Annotated in this window: 22 protein-coding genes; 4 read left to right on the top strand and 18 right to left on the bottom strand. The window is 53.1% G+C overall.

Going from position 1 to position 19014, the window contains the following annotated elements; all coding sequences use genetic code 11:
- Nucleotides 1-61: 61 nt before the first annotated feature.
- Complete coding sequence (locus WKJ03_RS04305) at nucleotides 62-484, top strand: hypothetical protein (protein WP_337840932.1); 423 nt, start codon at nucleotides 62-64, stop codon at nucleotides 482-484.
- Nucleotides 485-632: 148 nt separating this feature from the next.
- On the opposite strand, the gene WKJ03_RS04300 is transcribed toward WKJ03_RS04305, so the two are convergent.
- From WKJ03_RS04300 to WKJ03_RS04280, 5 genes are all read right to left on the bottom strand, one after another.
- Nucleotides 633-1691: a succinylglutamate desuccinylase/aspartoacylase family protein gene (locus tag WKJ03_RS04300; RefSeq protein WP_337840931.1), complete on the bottom strand. Its 1059-nt coding sequence runs from the start codon at nucleotides 1689-1691 to the stop codon at nucleotides 633-635.
- Complete coding sequence (gene rimK / locus WKJ03_RS04295; RefSeq protein WP_337840930.1) at nucleotides 1691-2599, bottom strand: 30S ribosomal protein S6--L-glutamate ligase; 909 nt, start codon at nucleotides 2597-2599, stop codon at nucleotides 1691-1693. Before rimK ends, WKJ03_RS04300 begins: the two co-directional genes overlap by 1 nt.
- A 73-nt stretch (nucleotides 2600-2672) precedes the next feature.
- Nucleotides 2673-4019, bottom strand: coding sequence for a magnesium transporter (locus WKJ03_RS04290; protein WP_337840929.1), 1347 nt, complete (start codon nucleotides 4017-4019; stop codon nucleotides 2673-2675).
- Between the two features lie 18 nt (nucleotides 4020-4037).
- A complete protein-coding gene (locus WKJ03_RS04285; protein ID WP_337840928.1) occupies nucleotides 4038-5051 on the bottom strand; it encodes a magnesium transporter CorA family protein in 1014 nt (337 codons plus the stop codon).
- 70 nt (nucleotides 5052-5121) lie between these two features.
- The gene (locus WKJ03_RS04280; RefSeq protein ID WP_337840927.1) at nucleotides 5122-6957 is read right to left on the bottom strand and encodes a DUF885 domain-containing protein; all 1836 of its coding nucleotides are present in this window, start codon (nucleotides 6955-6957) and stop codon (nucleotides 5122-5124) included.
- Between the two features lie 126 nt (nucleotides 6958-7083).
- Between WKJ03_RS04280 and WKJ03_RS04275 the strand changes: the two genes are divergently transcribed.
- Nucleotides 7084-7503: an HIT domain-containing protein gene (locus tag WKJ03_RS04275; RefSeq protein ID WP_337840926.1), complete on the top strand. Its 420-nt coding sequence runs from the start codon at nucleotides 7084-7086 to the stop codon at nucleotides 7501-7503.
- A 1-nt stretch (nucleotide 7504) separates the two neighbouring features.
- Here the strand turns inward: WKJ03_RS04275 and hemW are convergent, their stop codons facing one another.
- From hemW to WKJ03_RS04240, 7 genes are read right to left on the bottom strand one after another with little or no spacing between them, the layout of a single operon-like run.
- Nucleotides 7505-8647 carry a radical SAM family heme chaperone HemW gene (gene hemW / locus WKJ03_RS04270; RefSeq protein WP_337840925.1) on the bottom strand — a complete coding sequence of 381 codons (1143 nt, stop codon included), beginning with the start codon at nucleotides 8645-8647 and terminating at the stop codon, nucleotides 7505-7507.
- Nucleotides 8644-9240: an RdgB/HAM1 family non-canonical purine NTP pyrophosphatase gene (gene rdgB, locus WKJ03_RS04265; RefSeq protein ID WP_337840924.1), complete on the bottom strand. Its 597-nt coding sequence runs from the start codon at nucleotides 9238-9240 to the stop codon at nucleotides 8644-8646. The genes hemW and rdgB overlap by 4 nt, the downstream gene beginning before the upstream one ends.
- A 20-nt stretch (nucleotides 9241-9260) precedes the next feature.
- Complete coding sequence (locus WKJ03_RS04260; RefSeq protein ID WP_337840923.1) at nucleotides 9261-9686, bottom strand: DUF4426 domain-containing protein; 426 nt, start codon at nucleotides 9684-9686, stop codon at nucleotides 9261-9263.
- Complete coding sequence (locus WKJ03_RS04255; protein ID WP_337840922.1) at nucleotides 9683-9976, bottom strand: DUF167 family protein; 294 nt, start codon at nucleotides 9974-9976, stop codon at nucleotides 9683-9685. Before WKJ03_RS04255 ends, WKJ03_RS04260 begins: the two co-directional genes overlap by 4 nt.
- 3 nt (nucleotides 9977-9979) lie before the next feature.
- Nucleotides 9980-10522, bottom strand: coding sequence for a YggT family protein (locus WKJ03_RS04250; protein ID WP_337840921.1), 543 nt, complete (start codon nucleotides 10520-10522; stop codon nucleotides 9980-9982).
- An 8-nt stretch (nucleotides 10523-10530) separates the two neighbouring features.
- Complete coding sequence (proC, locus tag WKJ03_RS04245; protein WP_337840920.1) at nucleotides 10531-11346, bottom strand: pyrroline-5-carboxylate reductase; 816 nt, start codon at nucleotides 11344-11346, stop codon at nucleotides 10531-10533.
- Nucleotides 11343-12029 (bottom strand): YggS family pyridoxal phosphate-dependent enzyme, encoded by a 687-nt coding sequence (locus tag WKJ03_RS04240; RefSeq protein ID WP_337840919.1) that lies wholly within the window; start codon nucleotides 12027-12029, stop codon nucleotides 11343-11345. The genes proC and WKJ03_RS04240 overlap by 4 nt, the downstream gene beginning before the upstream one ends.
- A gap of 27 nt (nucleotides 12030-12056) precedes the next feature.
- On the opposite strand from WKJ03_RS04240, the gene WKJ03_RS04235 reads away from it, so the two are divergent.
- Complete coding sequence (locus WKJ03_RS04235) at nucleotides 12057-13148, top strand: type IV pilus twitching motility protein PilT (RefSeq protein ID WP_337840918.1); 1092 nt, start codon at nucleotides 12057-12059, stop codon at nucleotides 13146-13148.
- Nucleotides 13149-13151: 3 nt separating this feature from the next.
- Nucleotides 13152-14270, top strand: coding sequence for a PilT/PilU family type 4a pilus ATPase (locus tag WKJ03_RS04230; RefSeq protein ID WP_337840917.1), 1119 nt, complete (start codon nucleotides 13152-13154; stop codon nucleotides 14268-14270).
- A gap of 4 nt (nucleotides 14271-14274) precedes the next feature.
- Here the strand turns inward: WKJ03_RS04230 and WKJ03_RS04225 are convergent, their stop codons facing one another.
- The 6 genes from WKJ03_RS04225 to WKJ03_RS04200 all read right to left on the bottom strand — a co-directional run bounded on the left by WKJ03_RS04225 (nucleotide 14275) and on the right by WKJ03_RS04200 (nucleotide 18902).
- A complete protein-coding gene (locus WKJ03_RS04225; protein ID WP_337840916.1) occupies nucleotides 14275-14535 on the bottom strand; it encodes a DUF1653 domain-containing protein in 261 nt (86 codons plus the stop codon).
- A complete protein-coding gene (ruvX, locus tag WKJ03_RS04220; RefSeq protein ID WP_337840915.1) occupies nucleotides 14528-14953 on the bottom strand; it encodes a Holliday junction resolvase RuvX in 426 nt (141 codons plus the stop codon). The genes WKJ03_RS04225 and ruvX overlap by 8 nt, the downstream gene beginning before the upstream one ends.
- Nucleotides 14953-15510: a YqgE/AlgH family protein gene (locus tag WKJ03_RS04215; RefSeq protein WP_337840914.1), complete on the bottom strand. Its 558-nt coding sequence runs from the start codon at nucleotides 15508-15510 to the stop codon at nucleotides 14953-14955. The genes ruvX and WKJ03_RS04215 overlap by 1 nt, the downstream gene beginning before the upstream one ends.
- Before the next feature lie 15 nt (nucleotides 15511-15525).
- On the bottom strand, nucleotides 15526-16485 hold the full coding sequence (gshB, locus tag WKJ03_RS04210; protein WP_337840913.1) for a glutathione synthase: 960 nt from the start codon (nucleotides 16483-16485) through the stop codon (nucleotides 15526-15528).
- Between the two features lie 30 nt (nucleotides 16486-16515).
- A complete protein-coding gene (gene rsmE, locus WKJ03_RS04205) occupies nucleotides 16516-17244 on the bottom strand; it encodes a 16S rRNA (uracil(1498)-N(3))-methyltransferase (RefSeq protein WP_337840912.1) in 729 nt (242 codons plus the stop codon).
- 92 nt (nucleotides 17245-17336) lie between these two features.
- Nucleotides 17337-18902, bottom strand: coding sequence for an AbgT family transporter (locus tag WKJ03_RS04200; RefSeq protein WP_337840911.1), 1566 nt, complete (start codon nucleotides 18900-18902; stop codon nucleotides 17337-17339).
- Between the last annotated feature and the right edge of the window lie 112 nt (nucleotides 18903-19014).

The following is a 19014-nucleotide window of genomic DNA, read 5'->3' as shown; positions in this document are numbered from 1 at the left end:
CCTGCGGCCCCAGCGACGCTCACAGGTTCGCGCGCAAGCGCGCGGCGTTAGGTAGCAATAAATGCTGACAGAAGACCAAGTAGTTGATATCACGTGCTTGTGGCTTGAGCGCCAGGGGTGGAAAATTAAATCCAGGTGTTATGGCACCGCCAAAGGCGATGATATCCTGGCCACATCGATAAATGATGAGACTCTTGCCGTCGAGTGCAAGGGGGCCATGAGTCCAAATACAATGCAGTCTTTCCATAGCAACTATTTATGGAAGTCAATTTCTGGAGCTTTATTCAATACTGTCAGAAATGTAGAGAACAAGGCATTAGTAAGAATGGAGGCAATTGCCTTGCCAGACACCAACGAATTCCGTGCGCTAACTTCCACCCTTCAAGGCTTTATTGAGCGGAATCATATTTTTCTTTTCTGGGTTGGGCCAACAGGCATTGTTGAAGTCTGGCAACCTTACAAATTATTTAAGGCTGACGTTTGAATTGCCTTGGTAATCCCCCTCCAAGGATAAGAAATAACAGCTTGGAAACCCCTTTGTGCTGTATGCAGCCTGAGCTTTAACAAGTTGCAAAGGGAAGTTGTGTCGTGCTGTTAAAGGCTATGGCGTTGATGCTGCCTGAATTGGGGCGCTAGACCAAACTAATTTCAGTGCCCAATACCGGCGGCATGGCGGCGTCCACTTCGTCCACTATGGCATCCAGGGTTTTTTCGGCTTCGTCCAGTTCACTCACTTCGGCAATATGAAACAGTGCTTCGCCTTCGTTGACCAGCGGCAGGTTATTGCGGCCTATTACAATGCCGCTGAAGCTGGCGGTGACGGCCACCTCAAAGTCGGAGTAGGGGCTGTAGATATGCGCCAGCACATCGCCTTGTTGCACGGCCTGGCCTAATGTCACGTAATAACGGGCGATGCCGTCATGTTCAGCGCGGATCCAGCTGCTTTTTTTGGTGAAGAGGGATTGGGTTCGTGGCGCGGTTTTGCGGCCGGTCAGCATGCCCAGATGCTGCATCACATTGAGAATGCCACGCACGCCTATATTGATGGACTGCTCGTCAAAACGCAGCGCTTCACCGGCTTCGTACAGAATAATAGGAATACCCAGACTGTTGGCGGTGCCGCGCATGGTGCCGTCGCGGCTGGCGGCTTTGACAATAATGGGGGCGTTAAAGACCTCCGCCATTTGCAGCGCCATTTTGTCTTTGGCACTGGCCCGCACCTGGGACAGGTTGCTGCGGTGAATGGCGCCTGTGTGCAGGTCGATGACAAATTGGCTTTTCTTCAGAATATGTTCGGTAAACTGCCAGGCCATCCGGCTGCCCAGAGAGCCTTTTTCACTGCCGGGAAAGCTGCGGTTTAAATCGCGCCGGTCGGGTAAATAACGGCTTTGCTGCACAAAACCGTAGGTGTTGACGATAGGCACCACCACTAAGGTGCCTTTGAGCTGATTCAGCTTGGGGATTTTCAGCAGGCGGCGGCAAATCTCCACCCCATTGATTTCATCGCCATGCAAAGCGGCGGTCACCAGCAACACAGGGCCAGGCCGCTTACCATGCACCACATGCGCACCTATATTAAGCTCGGTGTGGGTGTAGAGTTTGCCAAAAGGGATATCGACCACAGCACGGCTGCCGGCTTTGATCCGGCTGCCAGCCAGCTCAAAGTCGGTCACTGAAGGGCTGCTTAGCATCAGACTTTCCTCTTTTTTATGCGTTTTTGCTGTTTTTCCACCTGGTGTTCCAGGTAGTCAATGATCAGGCCTGCCACATCAATGGCGGTGGCTCCTTCAATGCCCTCGAGGCCTGGTGAGGCATTCACTTCCATTACCACAGGGCCGCTGTGGGAGCGCAAAATATCTACCCCGGCCACTTCCAGCCCTATGCTTTTAGCCGCCGCCAGCGCGGTGCGTTTTTCGGCAGCACTGAGTTTGACCAGACTGGCGGTGCCCCCCCTGTGCAGGTTGGAGCGAAATTCTCCGGCTTTGGCCTGGCGTTTCATCGCCGCGACAATTTTATTGCCCACCACAAAACAGCGGATATCGGCGCCATTGGCTTCTTTGATGTACTGCTGCACCAGAATATTGGCGTTGAGCCCCATAAAAGCCTCAATGACGCTTTCGGCGGCGGTGCGGGTTTCGGCCAGCACCACCCCAATGCCCTGAGTGCCTTCGAGCAGTTTGATCACCAGCGGCGCGCCGCCGACCATGTCAATTAAATCCGGAATATCGCCGGGTTTATCGGCAAAACCTGTAATGGGCAACCCGATGCCGTCCCGCGCCAGCAATTGCAAAGAACAGAGTTTGTCGCGGGCACGGCTGATGGCCGCTGATTCGTTCAGCGCATAGACACCCATCATTTCAAACTGGCGCAGCACCGCTGTGCCGTAAAAGGTAATAGAGGAGCCAACACGGGGGATCACCGCATCAAAGCCATCCAGGCTGCGGCCTTTGTAGTGAATGGCTGAACGGGTCTGGTTAATGTTCATGTAACACATCAGCGGGTCTATCACTTCTATCTGATGACCACGGGCTTCGGCGGCTTCGACCAGCCGTTGGGTGGAATAGAGTTCACGGTTTCGCGACAACACAGCAATTTTCATACAGCACTCACGCCTGTTCACTGAGGCCTATTGTAGTGGGGTCAGGGGGATTTATCAGCAAGTGCCTGAAAAATTACAGTAAAAATAGCGAGCCTAATCCAAGAAAGGCGAAGAAACCAATGACGTCTGTGACAGTGGTTAAAATGACAGAGCCCGACAAGGCCGGGTCAATTTTGGCTTTTTCCAGCCAGACCGGGATCACCACCCCAGACAAGGCCGCCACGGATATATTAATCACAATGGCCATGGCTATGACGGCAGCAATGATCCAGTCGCCAAACCAGAGGTAAGTGGTACCGGCTATCACCAGAGCCCAGAGCACTCCATTCATTGCGCCGACACTCAATTCTTTGCGGAACAAAGTCCAGTAGGTTTGTGGGGTGATTTGCCCAAGTGCCAGGCCGCGGATAATCAGGGTGAGGGTCTGGCTGCCGGCAATACCGCCCATAGAGGCCACTATCGGCATCAGTACCGCCAGCGCGACCACCTGCTGCAAGGTGGCTTCAAACAGGCCTATGGTCCAGGCCGCGAGGAAGGCCGTCAGCAGGTTAATGCCCAGCCATAAGGCCCGGCGTTTGGCGCTTTGGATCACCGGAGCAAACAAATCTTCTTCTTCGCCCAAACCTGCGGTATGCATAAACTGGCTTTCCAGGCTACGCCGCACGTTTTCCAGCGCTTCCCCAATGGACAGACGGCCGAGTAACTTGTCTTCATCGTCGAGGACCGCCAGTGCACTGTAGCCAGACCTGGCTACTATGTCGGAGCCTTCGTCCAGATCCATAGCGCCCCGTACCACAGGCGCGTCGTCGTCAATAAATTCGACCACAGGCAAGTGATTGGGTTTGCCCAATAAACGAATACCATGCAGCAAACCGACGTAACGGCCGGTGCGGTCCACCACAAACAACGCTTCCTGGTACTCGGCGTCGGCTTCCAGTTTGGTGAAGAGCCGCACCGCGTCACGCACTTTGGCGTTTTTGGACAGGATCAGCACGTCATGGTCAGCGTAACGGCCACACTGTTCTTCGTCGTAGGTCAGTGCCTGATCCAGCCATTGCTTTTCCTGCAAATCCAATCTGGAGCAGGCGTACTGGTAAATATGGTCCGGCAGTTCGTCCAGCAGCTCAATCAGATCATCGACATCAATTTCCGCGACCAGTGCCCGCAGCTGGTCGGTATCGAGTTGCTTAAAAATATTGACCCTGGCGTCGACCCGCATATAGGTCAGGGATTCAATTTGTTGCTCGTTCGATAAGGTCAGCCAGGTGGCCAGACGCTGCTCCAGCGGCATGGCTTCCAGGGCAAAGGCAATTTCTTCCGGCTCCAGCTCTTCCAGCCGTTCGGCTAACTGCTCTGTTTCGTTTTCATCAAAACTGTCGCGGACAATTTCCTGAATATCCAGCGGTGTATTTTCGACCATTTGCAACTCCTTGGCTTGTTACCACCACCGGCGAACTTTAAACCAGACCAATAACCCTATAGCGACCCCCAGCATCACGGCCAGCGTCAGATGATAACCCCACTGTGTTTCAAGTTCTGGCATGTACTTAAAATTCATGCCATAGACACCGGCAATAAAAGTCAGGGGAACAAAGACCGCCGTTAAAATGGTCAGCACTTTCATTTTTTCGTTGATTTGGTGCGACGAGGTCGACATATAACCGTCGACTAAATCGGACAACTGGTCATAGTACATTTGCACCATGCTGTGCAGCCGTTCGAACTTTTCATAAAAATCGCGCAGTTCCACCCCTTCAAACAACAGCCGGAACGGGTGGCTGTCGTCCTCTTCGTACAGCAAGTCGGCAAAAATTTCTTTCTGATAAGCCAGGTTACGGTCTATTTTGCGAAAGACGGAGCGGAACTTCATAATCTGCGCCATACGCTGATCATTGCCGTTGCTTTGCATCGCATCTTCCAGCTCGCCTAAATCTTCTTCAAACTGGATCAGCTTGTGCAGGTAAGAAGCCGCCACCGCATGAATATACTGCTTGGCCCAGCCTTTGGTTTCCAGACCTTTCAGGGCACTGAATGGCAACAGAATGTGCGGCGCAGGCTGCGGGCTGTAAAACTTCATCAGCATCACCTGCTCATTAAACAACAGATTCAGTTGGCAGTGACCGGGATAATCTGAGAAATCTGTGGCAGCAAAACCACGCAAAATCAGTAACTGAAACGAATTACTGGTGTCCAGTTTGGGGGGATGGCGGTCCCGTAAAAAATCTTCGGCAATCACCGGATGAATACGGAACAGCTCCAGCACCTGTTGCTGTTCCAGCGCTGTGGCATCAGTCAGATTGATCCAGAATCGGCTGCCTTGCAGCAAAGGCAAACGCACAGTGGCAAAATCACCGATTTGCCATTGCTGTTGTTCGGGGCAGTACTGATGCAGTTCAATCATAGGAGCTTCCGACTGCTGGCCGTCTGAGACGGCGAAAACTGTCCTCAGCATAAGAAAAACAGGGGCTTAATGCAAATGCACAGCCCCTGTCACAGAACGGTTTGCTGGTATTTTCAGCAGTTTAGCTTTGGTTGGTTCTAATATATTGATCGATCATCAGCTCCAGTGTATCCAAAGGCAAAGCCCCGTTTTTCAGCACCACATCGTGGAATTGGCGGATATCGAATTTTTCGCCCAAAGCGGTTTTGGCTTTTTCCCGCAGTTCCAGCAGTTTCAGCATGCCGACTGTGTACGCCGTGGCCTGGCCGGGCATCACAATGTAACGCTCAATGGCATTAATAGCTTCGCCTTCCGAGTTGGGGGTATTGTCTTTTAAGTACGCAATAGCTTGCTCGCGGCTCCACTTTTTGTCATGCAGGCCTGTATCCACCACCAGACGGCAGGCGCGCCACAGCTCCATGGCTAAACGGCCAAAGTCGGAGTAGGGGTCCTGATACAGGCCAATCTCTTTAGGCAGCAGCTCAGTGTACAGACCCCAGCCTTCAATATAGGCGGTGTAACGGCCAAAACGGCGGAACTTGGGCACATTTTCCAGCTCTTGGGCGATCGCAATTTGCATATGGTGGCCAGGAATACCTTCATGGTAAGCCAACGCTTCCAGCTGGTATTTGGGCATGCCATTCATCCGGTACAGATTGGCGTAATAGGTACCAGGGCGGCTGCCATCGGCGGCTGGTGGCTGATAAAAGGCTTTACCTGCCGATTGTTCACGGAAGGCCTCGACGGCTTTGACCACCAGATCGGCTTTGGGCTTCACCAGAAACAGCTGGTCCAGCCGGCCTTTCATGTCATCAATGACCCGGGTGGCTTCGGCCAGATAGGCCGCTTTGCCTTCGGCCGTATCCAGGTAATAAAATTGCGGATCGTCCCGCATAAAGGCAAAGAATTGCTGCAAATCCCCCTTAAAGCCGGTTTTTTGCATAATGCCTTTCATTTCACCATGAATACGGGCGACTTCAGACAAACCCAGCTGATGAATTTTTTCGGCGCTGTAATCTGTGGTGGTGATGTTCTTCAGCCGGTAAGTGTAAAACTCGTTGCCATCTTTAAAGCGCCAGACGCCATCATCAGTGCCGGCCACTTTTTCAAGCTCGGTCAGATAGGCTATCAGGTTCTGATAAGCCGGGGCCACACTGCCGGTCAGTGCCAGCCCGGCTTCTTTCACCAGCAAGTCTTTCGCGCTTTGTTCCATGTCCAGCTTCTGCACTTTACTGCGAAAGTCGGCCAGTAAGGTGCTGTCGGCACCCCCATCAAAAGGGGCTCCCGTAATAATATTGCGGCTGGCACCAATGACATGAGCGAAGACAAACTTTGGTGGCAAAATGCCGGCGTCAGCTCTGACCTGCAATTGCTGTTGCAGTTGTTTGAAATAAGGCAACACGTTTTTCAACCGGCCAATATAGGCTTTGGCGTCGGCTTCGTTATCAATGCGGTGCTGGTTGATCAGTAAATCCGGCACATTGGAATGCACACCGTACATCTGATTGACCGGGTAGCTGTACAAATGCCAGCGGTCGGCGTCCAGCTGCTGCTGCAACTGGCTTTGCAGCAGCTGTAAACTCAGCTGACGCTGGCTGTCCAGGCTTTCCACATTCAGCGCAGAGAGGCGCAGCAGCTGCTGTTTGGTCATCTCCAAATCAGCCAGTCGGCGTGTATCAGACAAATCATCCCATTGGTCGTAATTGGTTTTCTGACCCAGTGAAGTTTGGGTTTCCGGACTGGTGGCCACCTGTTCATCAAAAATAGCGTCAAACAAGGCGTCGGCTTTTTCGTTTTCGGATTTTAAAGCCACACTCTGTTCTGCCGCTGTTGGCTGTTCAATCTTGGGGGGAGTGGTTGGGTTGCAGGCACTGAGTAGCGCGACAGCGATAGCTGCCGCAAGCGCATGATGTTTCATTGGAGCATCCTGATTGTTGTCATTCTGCCGTTACTACACCATCTGCAGCGCTTTGTTTCAAGCCTTGTCTGTTCAGAGCTGGCCAGGCTGCGGTAAGCTAAAGGCTCGTATGATTGGAGGTAATCAATGCAACAGAATTATGACCACACCAATATTTTCGCCCGTATTTTGCGTGGTGAAATTCCGGCCTTTAAAGTGTATGAAGATGAGCAGACTTTGGCCTTTATGGACATCATGCCGCAAATTCGTGGCCATGTGCTGGTGATCCCAAAAGAAGCGGCGGTGACTGTGTTTGAATTGTCTGCAGAGGCCAGCCTTGCCTGTATGCACACAGTGCAAAAAGTGGGGAAGGCGATCATCCAGGCGCTGGATGCCCCAGGTATTACGCTGTTTCAGCAAAATGGCGCCGGCATTGGTCAGACAGTCCCGCATGCGCATTTTCATTTACTGCCGGGCTCGGTGTTTGCGCTCAAAGGCCACCAGGCGGAAATGGGCAATATGGATGAGCTCAAAGCGCTGGCGGCCCAAATAGCCGCCGCACTTTAACTCAGAGAAAAAGCTCCAGCAAATCATTCAGGTAGCGCACTCCTTTGGGGGTGATCTGCCAGTGCAGCTCTGTCAGTTCCAGCAAACCTAAAGTGGCCGCTTTTGCCAAAGCGGGCTCGACGTTGCTTAAAGGCAAGCCGGTCAGGGCGGGGAAGTCAGCCTTGGGGCAGGCTTCGAGCAGACGAAAGCGGTTCATAAAAAACTCAAAAGGCCGGTCTTCAGGCGCTACGCTGCTGCAGCTGTCCAGGTAGCCCTTGCTTAAATCCATATAGCCTTTGGGGTGTTTGATTTTTACCGTCCTGACAATATCGTTTTGTTCAGGCAGGGTAATTTTGCCGTGGGCACCACAGCCAATTCCCAGGTAATCCCCAAAACGCCAGTAATTCAGGTTATGCCGGCACTGATAACCAGCTTTGGCATAGGCCGAAGTTTCGTATTGTTGGTAACCCTGGGCGGTCAGCAGCGCGTGGCCTTGCTCCTGGATATCCCACAGGGCTTCGTCTTCCGGCAGTTTGGGCGGCCGGGATGCGAAGGCGGTATTGGGCTCTATGGTGAGTTGGTACCAGGACAGATGCGGTGGTTGCAGCGCAATCGCCTGCTGCAAATCCGCGAGGGCTCCGCCGACGTCCTGCTGTGGCAAGCCGTGCATTAAATCCAGATTAAAACTTTGCAGCGGCAGTTGATGAGCCAGTCTGGCTGCTGCTATGGCTTCATCACTGTTATGGATGCGGCCAAGGGCTTTGAGCTGATCGGCCTGAAAGCTCTGCACACCAATGGAAAAACGGCTGACCCCAGCCTGCACATAAGCGGCAAAACGGGCGGCTTCGACGGTGCCGGGGTTGGCTTCCATGGTGATTTCGCAGTCGCTTTCCAGCGTCAGCCTTGCACGCACCCCGTCCAGTAAGGCCTGGATAGCTTCGCCGCTGAAGGTGCTGGGGGTGCCGCCGCCGATAAAAATGCTATGAATGGCCCGGCCCTGGACATAAGGTAAATCCTGCTCCAGATCGGCCAGCACATGCGCCAGATATTCCTGTTCCGGAATGCCTTGTTTGACCGCATGAGAGTTAAAGTCACAGTAGGGGCACTTCTGTACACACCAGGGGATGTGGATGTACAGCGACAGCGGGGGCAGTTGCAGGCTCATGCGCCAGCCTGTAACTGTGCCAGCAGTAGTTTCAGTGCTTTGGCCCTGTGGCTGAGCTGTTTTTTCTCCGCAGGGGAGAGTTCAGCGGCTGTGCCTTGGGCGTCATCCGGCAAAAACACTGGGTCGTAACCAAAGCCATGGCTGCCTTGTGGTTCAAAGGCAATCTGACCACGCCAGATGCCATGAGCAATGACCGGCACCGGGTCGTCGGCATGGCGGACAAAAGCCAAAACACAATGAAACTGAGCCTGACGCTGGCCTGACGGAACCTGACTTAAATCGGCCAGCAGTTTGGTCAGATTGGCCAGGTCGTTGCCATGCGCTCCGGCATAACGGGCGGAATAAATGCCCGGAGCACCGCCCAGCGCATCCACGGCCAGGCCAGAATCGTCGGCCAGGGCTGGCAAACCGGATAGGCGGCTGGCATGACGCGCTTTTAAGATGGCGTTTTCAATAAAACTCAGGCCGTCTTCCACTGCATCCTCGATGGCAAAGGCCGATTGAGGTTGCACGGTAAATTGTAGTGGGGCCAGTAAGTCGGACAATTCGGCCAGCTTGCCTTTATTGCTGGTGGCCAGTACAAGTGTTTGCATCAAAAATCCTGGATTGAGGCTTATTCGGTGTAAAAAGTCTGGCTGAATTGCAGTTGCTGTTGCGTCGTGCCCTGACGGATATCAATGACAAACGTCAGATGCTGTTCGTTACGCACAGGTAACTGGGCCAGGTAGTAGACTGCCTTGCCTTCTGTCACTTGTTTAAAACTAAGTACAGTGGTTTTACCAAACAAGTCTTTTACGTTGCCTTGTATTTCAACCTGTTGCGGCTGTTGATCCACGCTGTTGAGCACTGAAATATTCAGCAAGGCATTCAAGTGGCTGCGTTCAATACCATAGGTTTTGGCTATGGCCGGATCCAACATAGTGCTGTCCAATGCCATGTAATGGACATCCCAATTTCCTAAGGTTTTTTTCTGCTCAGCCGTTACGCCAGTGCTGAATAAGGACAAAGCCAATAGCATAGTAAACAGATAAGTTTTCATAACGCCTCCAGATATGGGCCGAATTCAGGCGGAACCTGACAAGGTGCTGCAATACGCCAGGTTTTTTGCCGGTTGAGTTCGCCTCGAACCAGCTGCAACTGATTTTTACGCACACCAAACCAGTCCGCCAATAATTGTTGCAAATAGGCATTGGCCTTGCCATCGACAGGCGGCGCCTTGATGGCAATTTTAATGGCACCATCATGCAGGCCAACAAGCTGATCCCGGCTGGCCCCAGGCTGAATATAAAGCCGCAGCTCAAAACCGCCGCCGGGCAGTGGTTTCAGCACCCTTTAGAACCCACGCAACAGGCTTTGCAGCAGAATTTGCACAAACTGCAGGCCCAGTAATACCACCAGCACGGATAAATCCAGGCCTCCTAAGCTTGGGATCACACGGCGCACCGGGCGCAGCAGCGGTTCAGTCAGTTGCATCAATACCAGTTCCATCGGGTTACGGCCCTGGCTGAACCAGGACAACAGGGCCCGGATCACCAGTACCCAAAACACCAGCTGAAGTATTTCAGTGACCAGTAGCACCAAAGCCCCCAGAGGCAGGTAGATGACATAGAGCTGTCCCATCTGGAATAACTGTGTCAGTGACACATGCAGCAAACAGATCACAAAAGCCAGCAGCCAGGTTCCGGTGTCAAAACCCCCCAGGCTGGGTAAAAAGCGTCGCAGAGGAATGACGGCCGGGTTGGTGGCTTTGACAATAAACTGGCTGAACGGGTTATAGAAATCGGCGCGGGCGGCCTGTAACCACAGCCGTAACACCACCACCATCAGATAAAGTTTGATAATTGTGCTTACCAGAAAAAACAATGCGTCTGTCATAACTTGCCTTATAAAGTTTTGGCCATTTGTTCGGCTCTGTTGATGGCAGCCATCATGGCGGCTTTTACGGTGGTTTCAAGGTTGTGTTGTTTAAAAGTTTCAATGGCTTCGTGGGTGGTACCACCTTTGGAGGTGACCTGCGCCCGCAGCTCTTCAAAGCTAAGTTCAGACTGGCTGGCCATAGTGGCAGCCCCCAGCGCGGTTTGCGCCACCATGGCTTTGGCTTGCTCTGCAGTAAAACCAAGCTCTTCGCCGACCTGTTGCATCGCCTGCATCAGGTAGAAAAAATAAGCCGGTGCGCTGCCAGACACCGCTATCACCGCATTGATTTGCGCTTCGTTATCCAGCCAGACGCTCTGGCCTGTGCCGGCAAACATGTCCTGGGTGAATGCCTGCTCGTACACAGAGCAGCGGCTGGGATACAGACCTGTGACGCCAAGCCCGACCAACGCTGGTGTATTCGGCATGGCCCGCACCAGCCGCACCGGTCCCAGCCATTCTTCGTAGCGACTGACCGGTAAACCGGCCGCCACTGTGATAAACAATTTCTCTTTGCACTCTGGTGCCTGTGTCGCCAGTTGCTGGCAGACCTCCGCCATCATTTGTGGCTTCACCGACAGCACAATGACATCCGCTTTTTGTGCCGCTATCAGATTGTCTGTGGTGATTTGAATGCCGTACTGCTGCTGCAACTTTTCCAGCTTTTCCGGGCTGCGGTTGGCCGCAATAATATTGTCGGCCGGATAGCCCTGACGGACCATGCCGCCAATAATGCACTGGGCCATATTGCCGGCGCCAATAAAGGCAACTGTGTTATCTCTCATCTGTTGTGGTAATCCCTGGCACCAAAAATAGCTGTGCCTAATCGTATCATAGTTGCGCCGCAAGCCAGAGCGTCTGGCCAGTCATCAGACATTCCCATTGACAATTCGGTCGCCTGAGGGTGCTGTTGCTGCAGCAATGCTGACAGCTCCGCCATGCGGGCAAAGGTGACTTTTCCTGAACCCGGTTCCGGGATTGCCATCAGTCCCTTCAGTTCCAGCCCCGGCAGTTTAGCAACAGCTTGTGCCAGCGCAGGCATGTCGTGCGGGCTGACCCCCGCCTTGCTGTTTTCGGCACTGATATTGATTTGCAGCAGCACCTGCAGAGGCGGCAAATCCGCCGGGCGCTGCGCTGATAAACGTTCAGCAACTTTTAACCGGTCAACACTGTGCACCCAGTGTGCATACCGGGCTATATCGCGGGTTTTATTCGACTGAATGGGGCCGATAAAATGCCATTCCAGTTCCGGCAGCGCCTGCAATTCAGTGGCTTTGCTTACCAGTTCCTGTACATAGTTTTCGCCATAGGCGCGTTGCCCGGCCTGATAGGCCCGGACTATGGCATCTGCCGGCTTGGTTTTGCTGACGGCGATCAGCCTGACGCGATGAGGCAAGCTGTATTGCCGCTGAATTTGTTGAATTGCCTGTTGGGTCCGCTGCAGGGCTTCTGCTATGTTGTCTGTCATATCCTGTCTAAGGTGTGGAGTAAGCAAATGGATATTACCGAATTACTGGCCTTTAGTGTGCAACATAAAGCCTCGGATTTACATCTGTCAGCTGGTGTACCGCCGCTGATCCGGGTGGACGGCGATGTGCGTAAACTGAATATTCCGGCGCTGGATCACAAAGCTGTGCACTCGCTGGTGTACGACATTATGAACGACAAGCAGCGCAAAGAATACGAAGAAAAGCTTGAAAGTGATTTTTCCTTTGAGGTGCCCGGGCTGGCCCGCTTCCGCGTGAATGCTTTTGTGCAGAACCGTGGCGCTGCCGCCGTGTTTCGGACTATCCCAAGCACAGTCTTGAGCCTGGAAGACTTAAATGCCCCGGATGTGTTTCGCAGCATAGCGGAGAACCCACGTGGCCTGGTGCTGGTGACAGGGCCGACGGGGTCCGGCAAGTCGACCACACTGGCGGCAATGATTGACTACATCAATGCAACCAAACATCACCATATTCTGACCATTGAAGACCCGATTGAATTTGTGCATCAGAACAAACAAAGCCTGATCAACCAGCGCGAAGTGCACCGCGATACCTACAGCTTCAGCAATGCACTGCGCTCGGCACTACGGGAAGACCCCGATGTGATACTGGTGGGCGAAATGCGCGATTTGGAAACTATACGTCTGGCGATGACGGCGGCGGAAACCGGCCATTTGGTGTTTGGTACTTTGCACACCACCTCGGCCCCCAAAACCATTGACCGTATTATTGACGTCTTTCCCGGTGAAGAAAAAGCCATGGTGCGCTCCATGTTGTCGGAGTCGTTGCGGGCCGTGATATCCCAGACGTTGCTGAAAAAAAACGGTGGTGGCCGGGTGGCCGCCCACGAAATTATGCTTGGCGTGCCAGCCATCCGTAACCTGATCCGGGAAGATAAAATTGCCCAGATGTATTCGGTGATCCAGACTGGCGCCGCGCATGGCATGCAGACCATGGATCAGTGTCTGCAGAATCTGGTCAGCCGAGGTCTGGTCAGTCATCAGGATGCGTTGGCCAAAGCGCAGGATAAAAACAGCTTTGGCTCAGCCGGTGGTATGGGGGCCAGCACAGGCAGCGGTTTTGGTGGCTTTACGAGGTAAGTTATGCAACTGATGGACGCTTTGCACCAGATGGTGAGCCTGGGGGCTTCCGATATGTTTGTCACCGCCGGGTTACCGGTGTCAGCAAAAATTAACGGTGAAATGCAGCCGATTGACGCTGTGGTTCTGACTGCGGATGCGTCGCTTGCACTGGTGAAAGCAGCGATGACAGAGAAACAACAGCAGCAGTTTGCGCGTGACAAGGAATGCAATTTTGCGATAGCCAATGAAGCTGGCCGTTTTCGGGTGTCGGCATTCTGGCAGCGTGATCAGGCGGGTATGGTGGTGCGGCGTATTGTGACTACGATCCCCAAGGCCGATGATTTAGGCCTGCCAGCCGTGCTTAAAGACATTATTATGGCAAAACGTGGCCTGGTGCTTTTTGTCGGTGGCACGGGAGCGGGCAAGTCCACCTCGCTGGCGGCGCTGCTTGGGCATCGCAATCAAAACGCCCGTGGCCATATTCTGACCATTGAAGACCCCATTGAATTTGTGCATGAGCATGGCCTTAGCCTGGTGACCCAACGCGAAGTCGGCATTGATACCGAATCCTTTGATGCTGCTCTGAAAAGCTCATTACGCCAGGCCCCGGACGTGATCCTGATAGGGGAAATTCGCAGCCAGGACACCATGGAATACGCCTTGTCTTTTGCTGAAACCGGCCATCTGTGTATTGCCACTTTACATGCCAACAACGCCAATCAGGCCATTGATCGCATTATGCATCTGGTGCCCAAAGAAAAACACGGCAAGCTGTTGTTTGATTTGTCGCTGAATCTGCGGGCCATTGTTGCCCAGCAACTGGTGCCGACCATGGATGGGAAAAAAAGAGTGGCCGCTATTGAGGTTCTGCTGAATTCACCTCTGGTCGCTGAGCTGATCAAGCGGGGCGATATTGGCGAGGTGAAAGCGGTGATGGCGAAGTCGCGTGAATTGGGAATGCAGACTTTTGATCAGGCGTTGTACGATTTGTACAAGGCTGGCCACATCAGCCAGAACGACGCGCTGCATTATGCCGATTCGCCGAATGACTTACGGCTGATGATGAAGCTGCAGGGCGGCCAGACCGGGGCTGGTGGCCTGTCAGGGGTTACTATTGCCGGATTAACGGATCAGCAGTAGCGCGTCAGCTGGATGGCTGACACAGCGCTGAAGGAATATCGGCAGAAACAAAAGCAAAACGCGGTTTGGTGCCTGTATCGGTTGGCACCTGTTCCGTAAACATTGTCAGGGGCCTTACCCACAACCCAAAGTCGCCATACAAAGCCCGATACAGCACCAGCACTTCATCGGTTTCGCTATGGCGCACTGTGTCTGTCACCTGGTAGTAGCGGCCTTTATAATGTTGGTACAAGCCTGCAGCTAGCAGCGCTGGAGCCTTACTCATCAGCGCCCCCGTTTTCAAACCAGCTTTCTAAAATCAGCTTGGCGGACTGACTGTCGACCGCATCTTTGCTGAGTTTGCGATACCCCCCTTCAGCAAACAGCTGGCTGCGCGACTCCACTGTCGTCAGCCGTTCATCCTGGGTCTTCACCTGCACACCAAAACGGCCATGCAGCCGGTTGACAAACTTATGCACCCGGGCCGTTAACTGTTGTTCGGTGCCATCCATATTGAGGGGCAGGCCGACCACCAGATAGTCGGGTTGCCACTCTTTGAGCAGGGCTTCAATCTGTTCCCAGTTTGGTATGCCATCATTGGCTTTCAGCGCTTTCAGTGGCGAGGCGGTGCCGGTCAGGCTCTGACCAACAGCCACACCGATACTTTTGGTGCCATAGTCAAAGGCAAGTACAGTCTGGCTCATCAGGCATGCCCCGCCTGAGGTGAAATTTGCCAGACATCAATGCCCAGTTTATGAGTGGCCCCCTGCCATTTTTCAGCATGTGACAGTTCAAAAATAATCCTGTTGTCGGCCGGGATCACCAGCCAGCTGTTATCCGCAATTTCCTGCTCCAGCTGGCCGGCACTCCAGCCTGCATAACCCAGCGCCAAAATAAACTGGGCCGGGCCTTCGGCGGTGGTCAGGTTTTGCAGTATGTCCTTGGACGTAGTCACCATCAGGCCGTTATTCAGTTGCATGCTGCTGACGTAACCTGCCTGTGGCGAATGCAGTACAAAACCTCTGTCGTTTTGTACCGGGCCTCCGGCACAGACCTGAGCTTTGGCCGCCTTACTCTGTGGGTCAAACTCAATTTGCAGTTGTGATAATAAATCGGCCACTGTCACCGACATCGGATGGTTGATCACTATGCCCATCGCGCCTTCGGCGTTGTGCTCACAGATGTAGGTGACACTGCGCCGGAAGTTGGGGTCTTCCAGTGTTGGCATTGCGATCAATAAATGATTTTGCAGAGTGTCCATACCACCTCTCTGGACTTAATGTTGAACTTGCTGGCTTAACAGTAGCTCAATCTGGTCAAATAGCATGCCAGTGATACTGACCGGGAACGCCGCTTCAATTTCGCGGATACAAGTGGGGCTGGTGACATTAATTTCGGTCAGTTTGTCACCGATAATATCCAGCCCGACAAAAATCAGCCCTTTGGCTTTGAGTGTTGGACCAACGGCCCGCGCTATGGCCCAATCTGATTCTGACAAGGGCCTGGCTTCACCACGACCTCCAGCGGCCAGATTACCGCGGGTTTCGCCACTGGCCGGAATACGGGCCAGGCAATAGGGCACAGGCTCACCATTGACCACTAACACCCGTTTATCGCCTTGGGTAATTTCGGGAATATAACGCTGCGCCATTGCATAGCGGCTGCCGTGCTCGGTCAGGGTTTCAATAATCACACTGACATTGGCGTCATTGGGTTTCAAGCGGAAAATCGAGGCGCCACCCATACCATCCAACGGCTTTAAAATCACATCCTGCTCTTGCTGGTAAAAGGCTTTTAAGCGCGCCGCATCACGAGTGACCAGAGTTTTGGGCGTAAACTGTGAAAACCAGCTGGTGTACAGTTTTTCGTTGGCGTCCCGCAGGCTTTGTGGTTTGTTCACAATGAGGGTGCCTTCGTCTTCGGCTCGCTCCAGAATATAAGTCGCGTAAATAAATTCGGTGTCAAAGGGCGGGTCTTTGCGCATCAGGATCAGATCCAGGTCACTTAAGGCGATATCCTGACTGCCGCCAAAATCGTACCAGTGTTCGCTGTTTTGTTGCACCGATAACAGCCGGGTGCGGGCACGGGCCTGGCCTTCGAGTAAATACAAATCGGCCATTTCCATATAATGCAGCTGATAACCACGGCTTTGCGCCTGCAGCAACATGGCGAAGCTGGAGTCTTTTTTAATATTGATGGCGCTGATGGGGTCCATCACAATACCGAGTTTTATCATTCTTTGTTCCTTGTTCTCTGGGGCCCGAAGTCAGGCCAGATCACCAAATTGCAATTGCAGCGCGCTAATGGCGGTTAGGGCGGCCGTTTCGGTACGTAATACTCTGGGACCTAAGCGCACAGGCAGAAAGCCCGCTTGTTGGGTTTGTATAACTTCAGGTTCACTAAAACCGCCTTCGGGGCCAATGACCAGCCGGATTTGCGCGCTGCCACTGATGGTTTTAATGGTGGCGTCGGTCCAGGGATCCAAGGTCAGCTTTAAATCTTTTGTGCTTTGTGCCAGCCAGTCTTTGAGGTGCAGCGCGCGATGGATTACCGGCACCACACTGCGGCCACTTTGCTCACAGGCAGAAATAGCGATTTTTTGCCACTGCTCAGTGCGTTTATCCAGCCGCTCGCCATCCAGCTTGACGCCGCAACGTTCGGTAAACAATGGGGTAATTTCGGTGACGCCCAGCTCAACGGCTTTTTGAATAACGAAATCCATCCGATCGCCTCTGGATATGCCCTGACCTAAATGCAACGACAAGGGGGACTCCACCGGATTGGCTCTGTGGGCCGTACAGCGCACATACACAGCTTTTTTTTCAACACGGCTGATGATGCAGTCGTAGTTTTGGCCATCGCCGTTGAACAACTGCAATGCTTGTTCTGCGCTCATTCGCAGTACCCGGCCTATATGGTTGCTGCCATCTTCAGATAAGGCGAACTCAGTCTCTGACGGAATTGGGTGTGGGTGATAAATTCGGGGTGTACGCATAAGGGTTCCGGCCTACAACGGGAATGTCTTATGGTAACAGCGTGTCGGGCAATTGAACACGCCAGCAGCATCAGCTGCTGGCGAATTAGCCATTAAAGTGCAGGGTAGAGATAGCTGGAACCAATACCTAAAGGCAGGCCTAAGCTCCAGTACAGAATTAAGAAGGCGGTCCAGCAAACCAGAAAGGTGACTGAATAAGGCAGCATCAAGGCCACCAGGGTGCCAATGCCGGTGGATTTGACGTACTTCTGACAAAACACCACGATCAGCGGAAAATACGGCATCAGTGGGGTGATGATATTGGTGGAAGAATCACCCACCCTGTACGCGGCCTGAGTCAGGTCGGGCGACACACCCAGCTGCATCAGCATCGGCACTAACACTGCGCCAATCAGCGCCCATTTGGCGGAGGACGAACCAATCAACAGGTTGACTATGGCGGTAAGCAGCACCAGACCTATCAGATTGACCGCCATAGGGAAGGCCATTTGCTGCAGGAAATTGGCTCCTTTAATTGCCATTAACGCGCCCAGGTTCGACTGACCAAAGGCATAAATAAACTGCGCACAGAAAAACGCCATCACGATGTAATAGCCCATACCGCTCATGGCTTTGGTCATGCCCTGTACCACGTCTCTGTGACTGCGGACTTTTCCGGACACATAACCATACACAATGCCAGGCAGCAAAAAGAACACAAAAATAAGCCCAACTATGGATTGCATTAAGGGGGCTGAGGCGGCGGTCAGATCGCCATTGGCACCACGCCAGGCTGAATCGGCGGGCAGTGCTGTCAGTACCAGTGCGGCTATTGCCAGCAGCATCGACAACAGCGCAAAACGCAGACCTTTGCGTTCCTGCGCCGTTAAAGGGTCCATGGTCGGTAACTGCTCTTTGTCACCATCCACCTGTGTTGTCTGCAGACGGGGTTCGACCACTTTATCTGTTAAAAACCAACCCAGCAGTACAATCACCAGCACAGAGGCAGTGGTGAAGTAGTAGTTATTCAACGGGTTAATGACCAGACTCGCTGCGGCCGGATCGGCAGATAAGCGGGCGGAGGCCTGTGTCAGACCTGCCAGCAGCGGATCCAGACTGGAAGGCACAAATAAGGTGGCGGCAAAACCTCCGGACACACCGGCAAAAGCGGCGGCAATACCCGCCAATGGGTGTCGGCCAGCGGCATAAAAAATCACCGCACCTAAAGGGATCACCAAGACATAACCTGCATCCACGGCCACATGGCTTAATATGCCGACCGCAATCAGCACCGGGGTCAGTAAATGGCGGGAGGTGATGGCCAGAATGCCGCGCAGGGCCGCATTGATAAAGCCGGTGTATTCAGCCACGCCTAAACCCAGCATGGCGACCAGCACCACACCCAAAGGCGGAAAATTGACAAAGGTGGCCACCATTTTGGCCATAAATTCGGTCAGCGAACTGGCGGCCAGCAGATTATTGATTTGAAAGGCCTGGCCTGTGCGAGGGTCAATATCACTGAACTCCACACCGGACAAAGCCCAGGATAAACACCAGACCAGCGCCATTAAAAGCGCAAACAAGATAGCCGGGTCGGGTAGTTTGTTGCCAATTCGCTCTATTGCATTCAGGCTTCGGTTTAGCCAATTGCTGCTGGCTGTTGTGGATTCTGTGGTCACTGGGGATCTCCATTTGTTATTGCTTCAAGCAACTTGTTGTTATCAATATCGATATCACCTTAACCAGTTGTTGAGCACAGGTAAATAGCTCAGCAAGGGCGGCACTTGGTTT

The organism is Rheinheimera sp. (assembly GCF_037442525.1).
Classification (GTDB): domain Bacteria; phylum Pseudomonadota; class Gammaproteobacteria; order Enterobacterales; family Alteromonadaceae; genus Pararheinheimera.
Note: the sequence above shows the minus strand (reverse complement) of the source record. Positions and strands in the feature narration are given on the sequence as shown.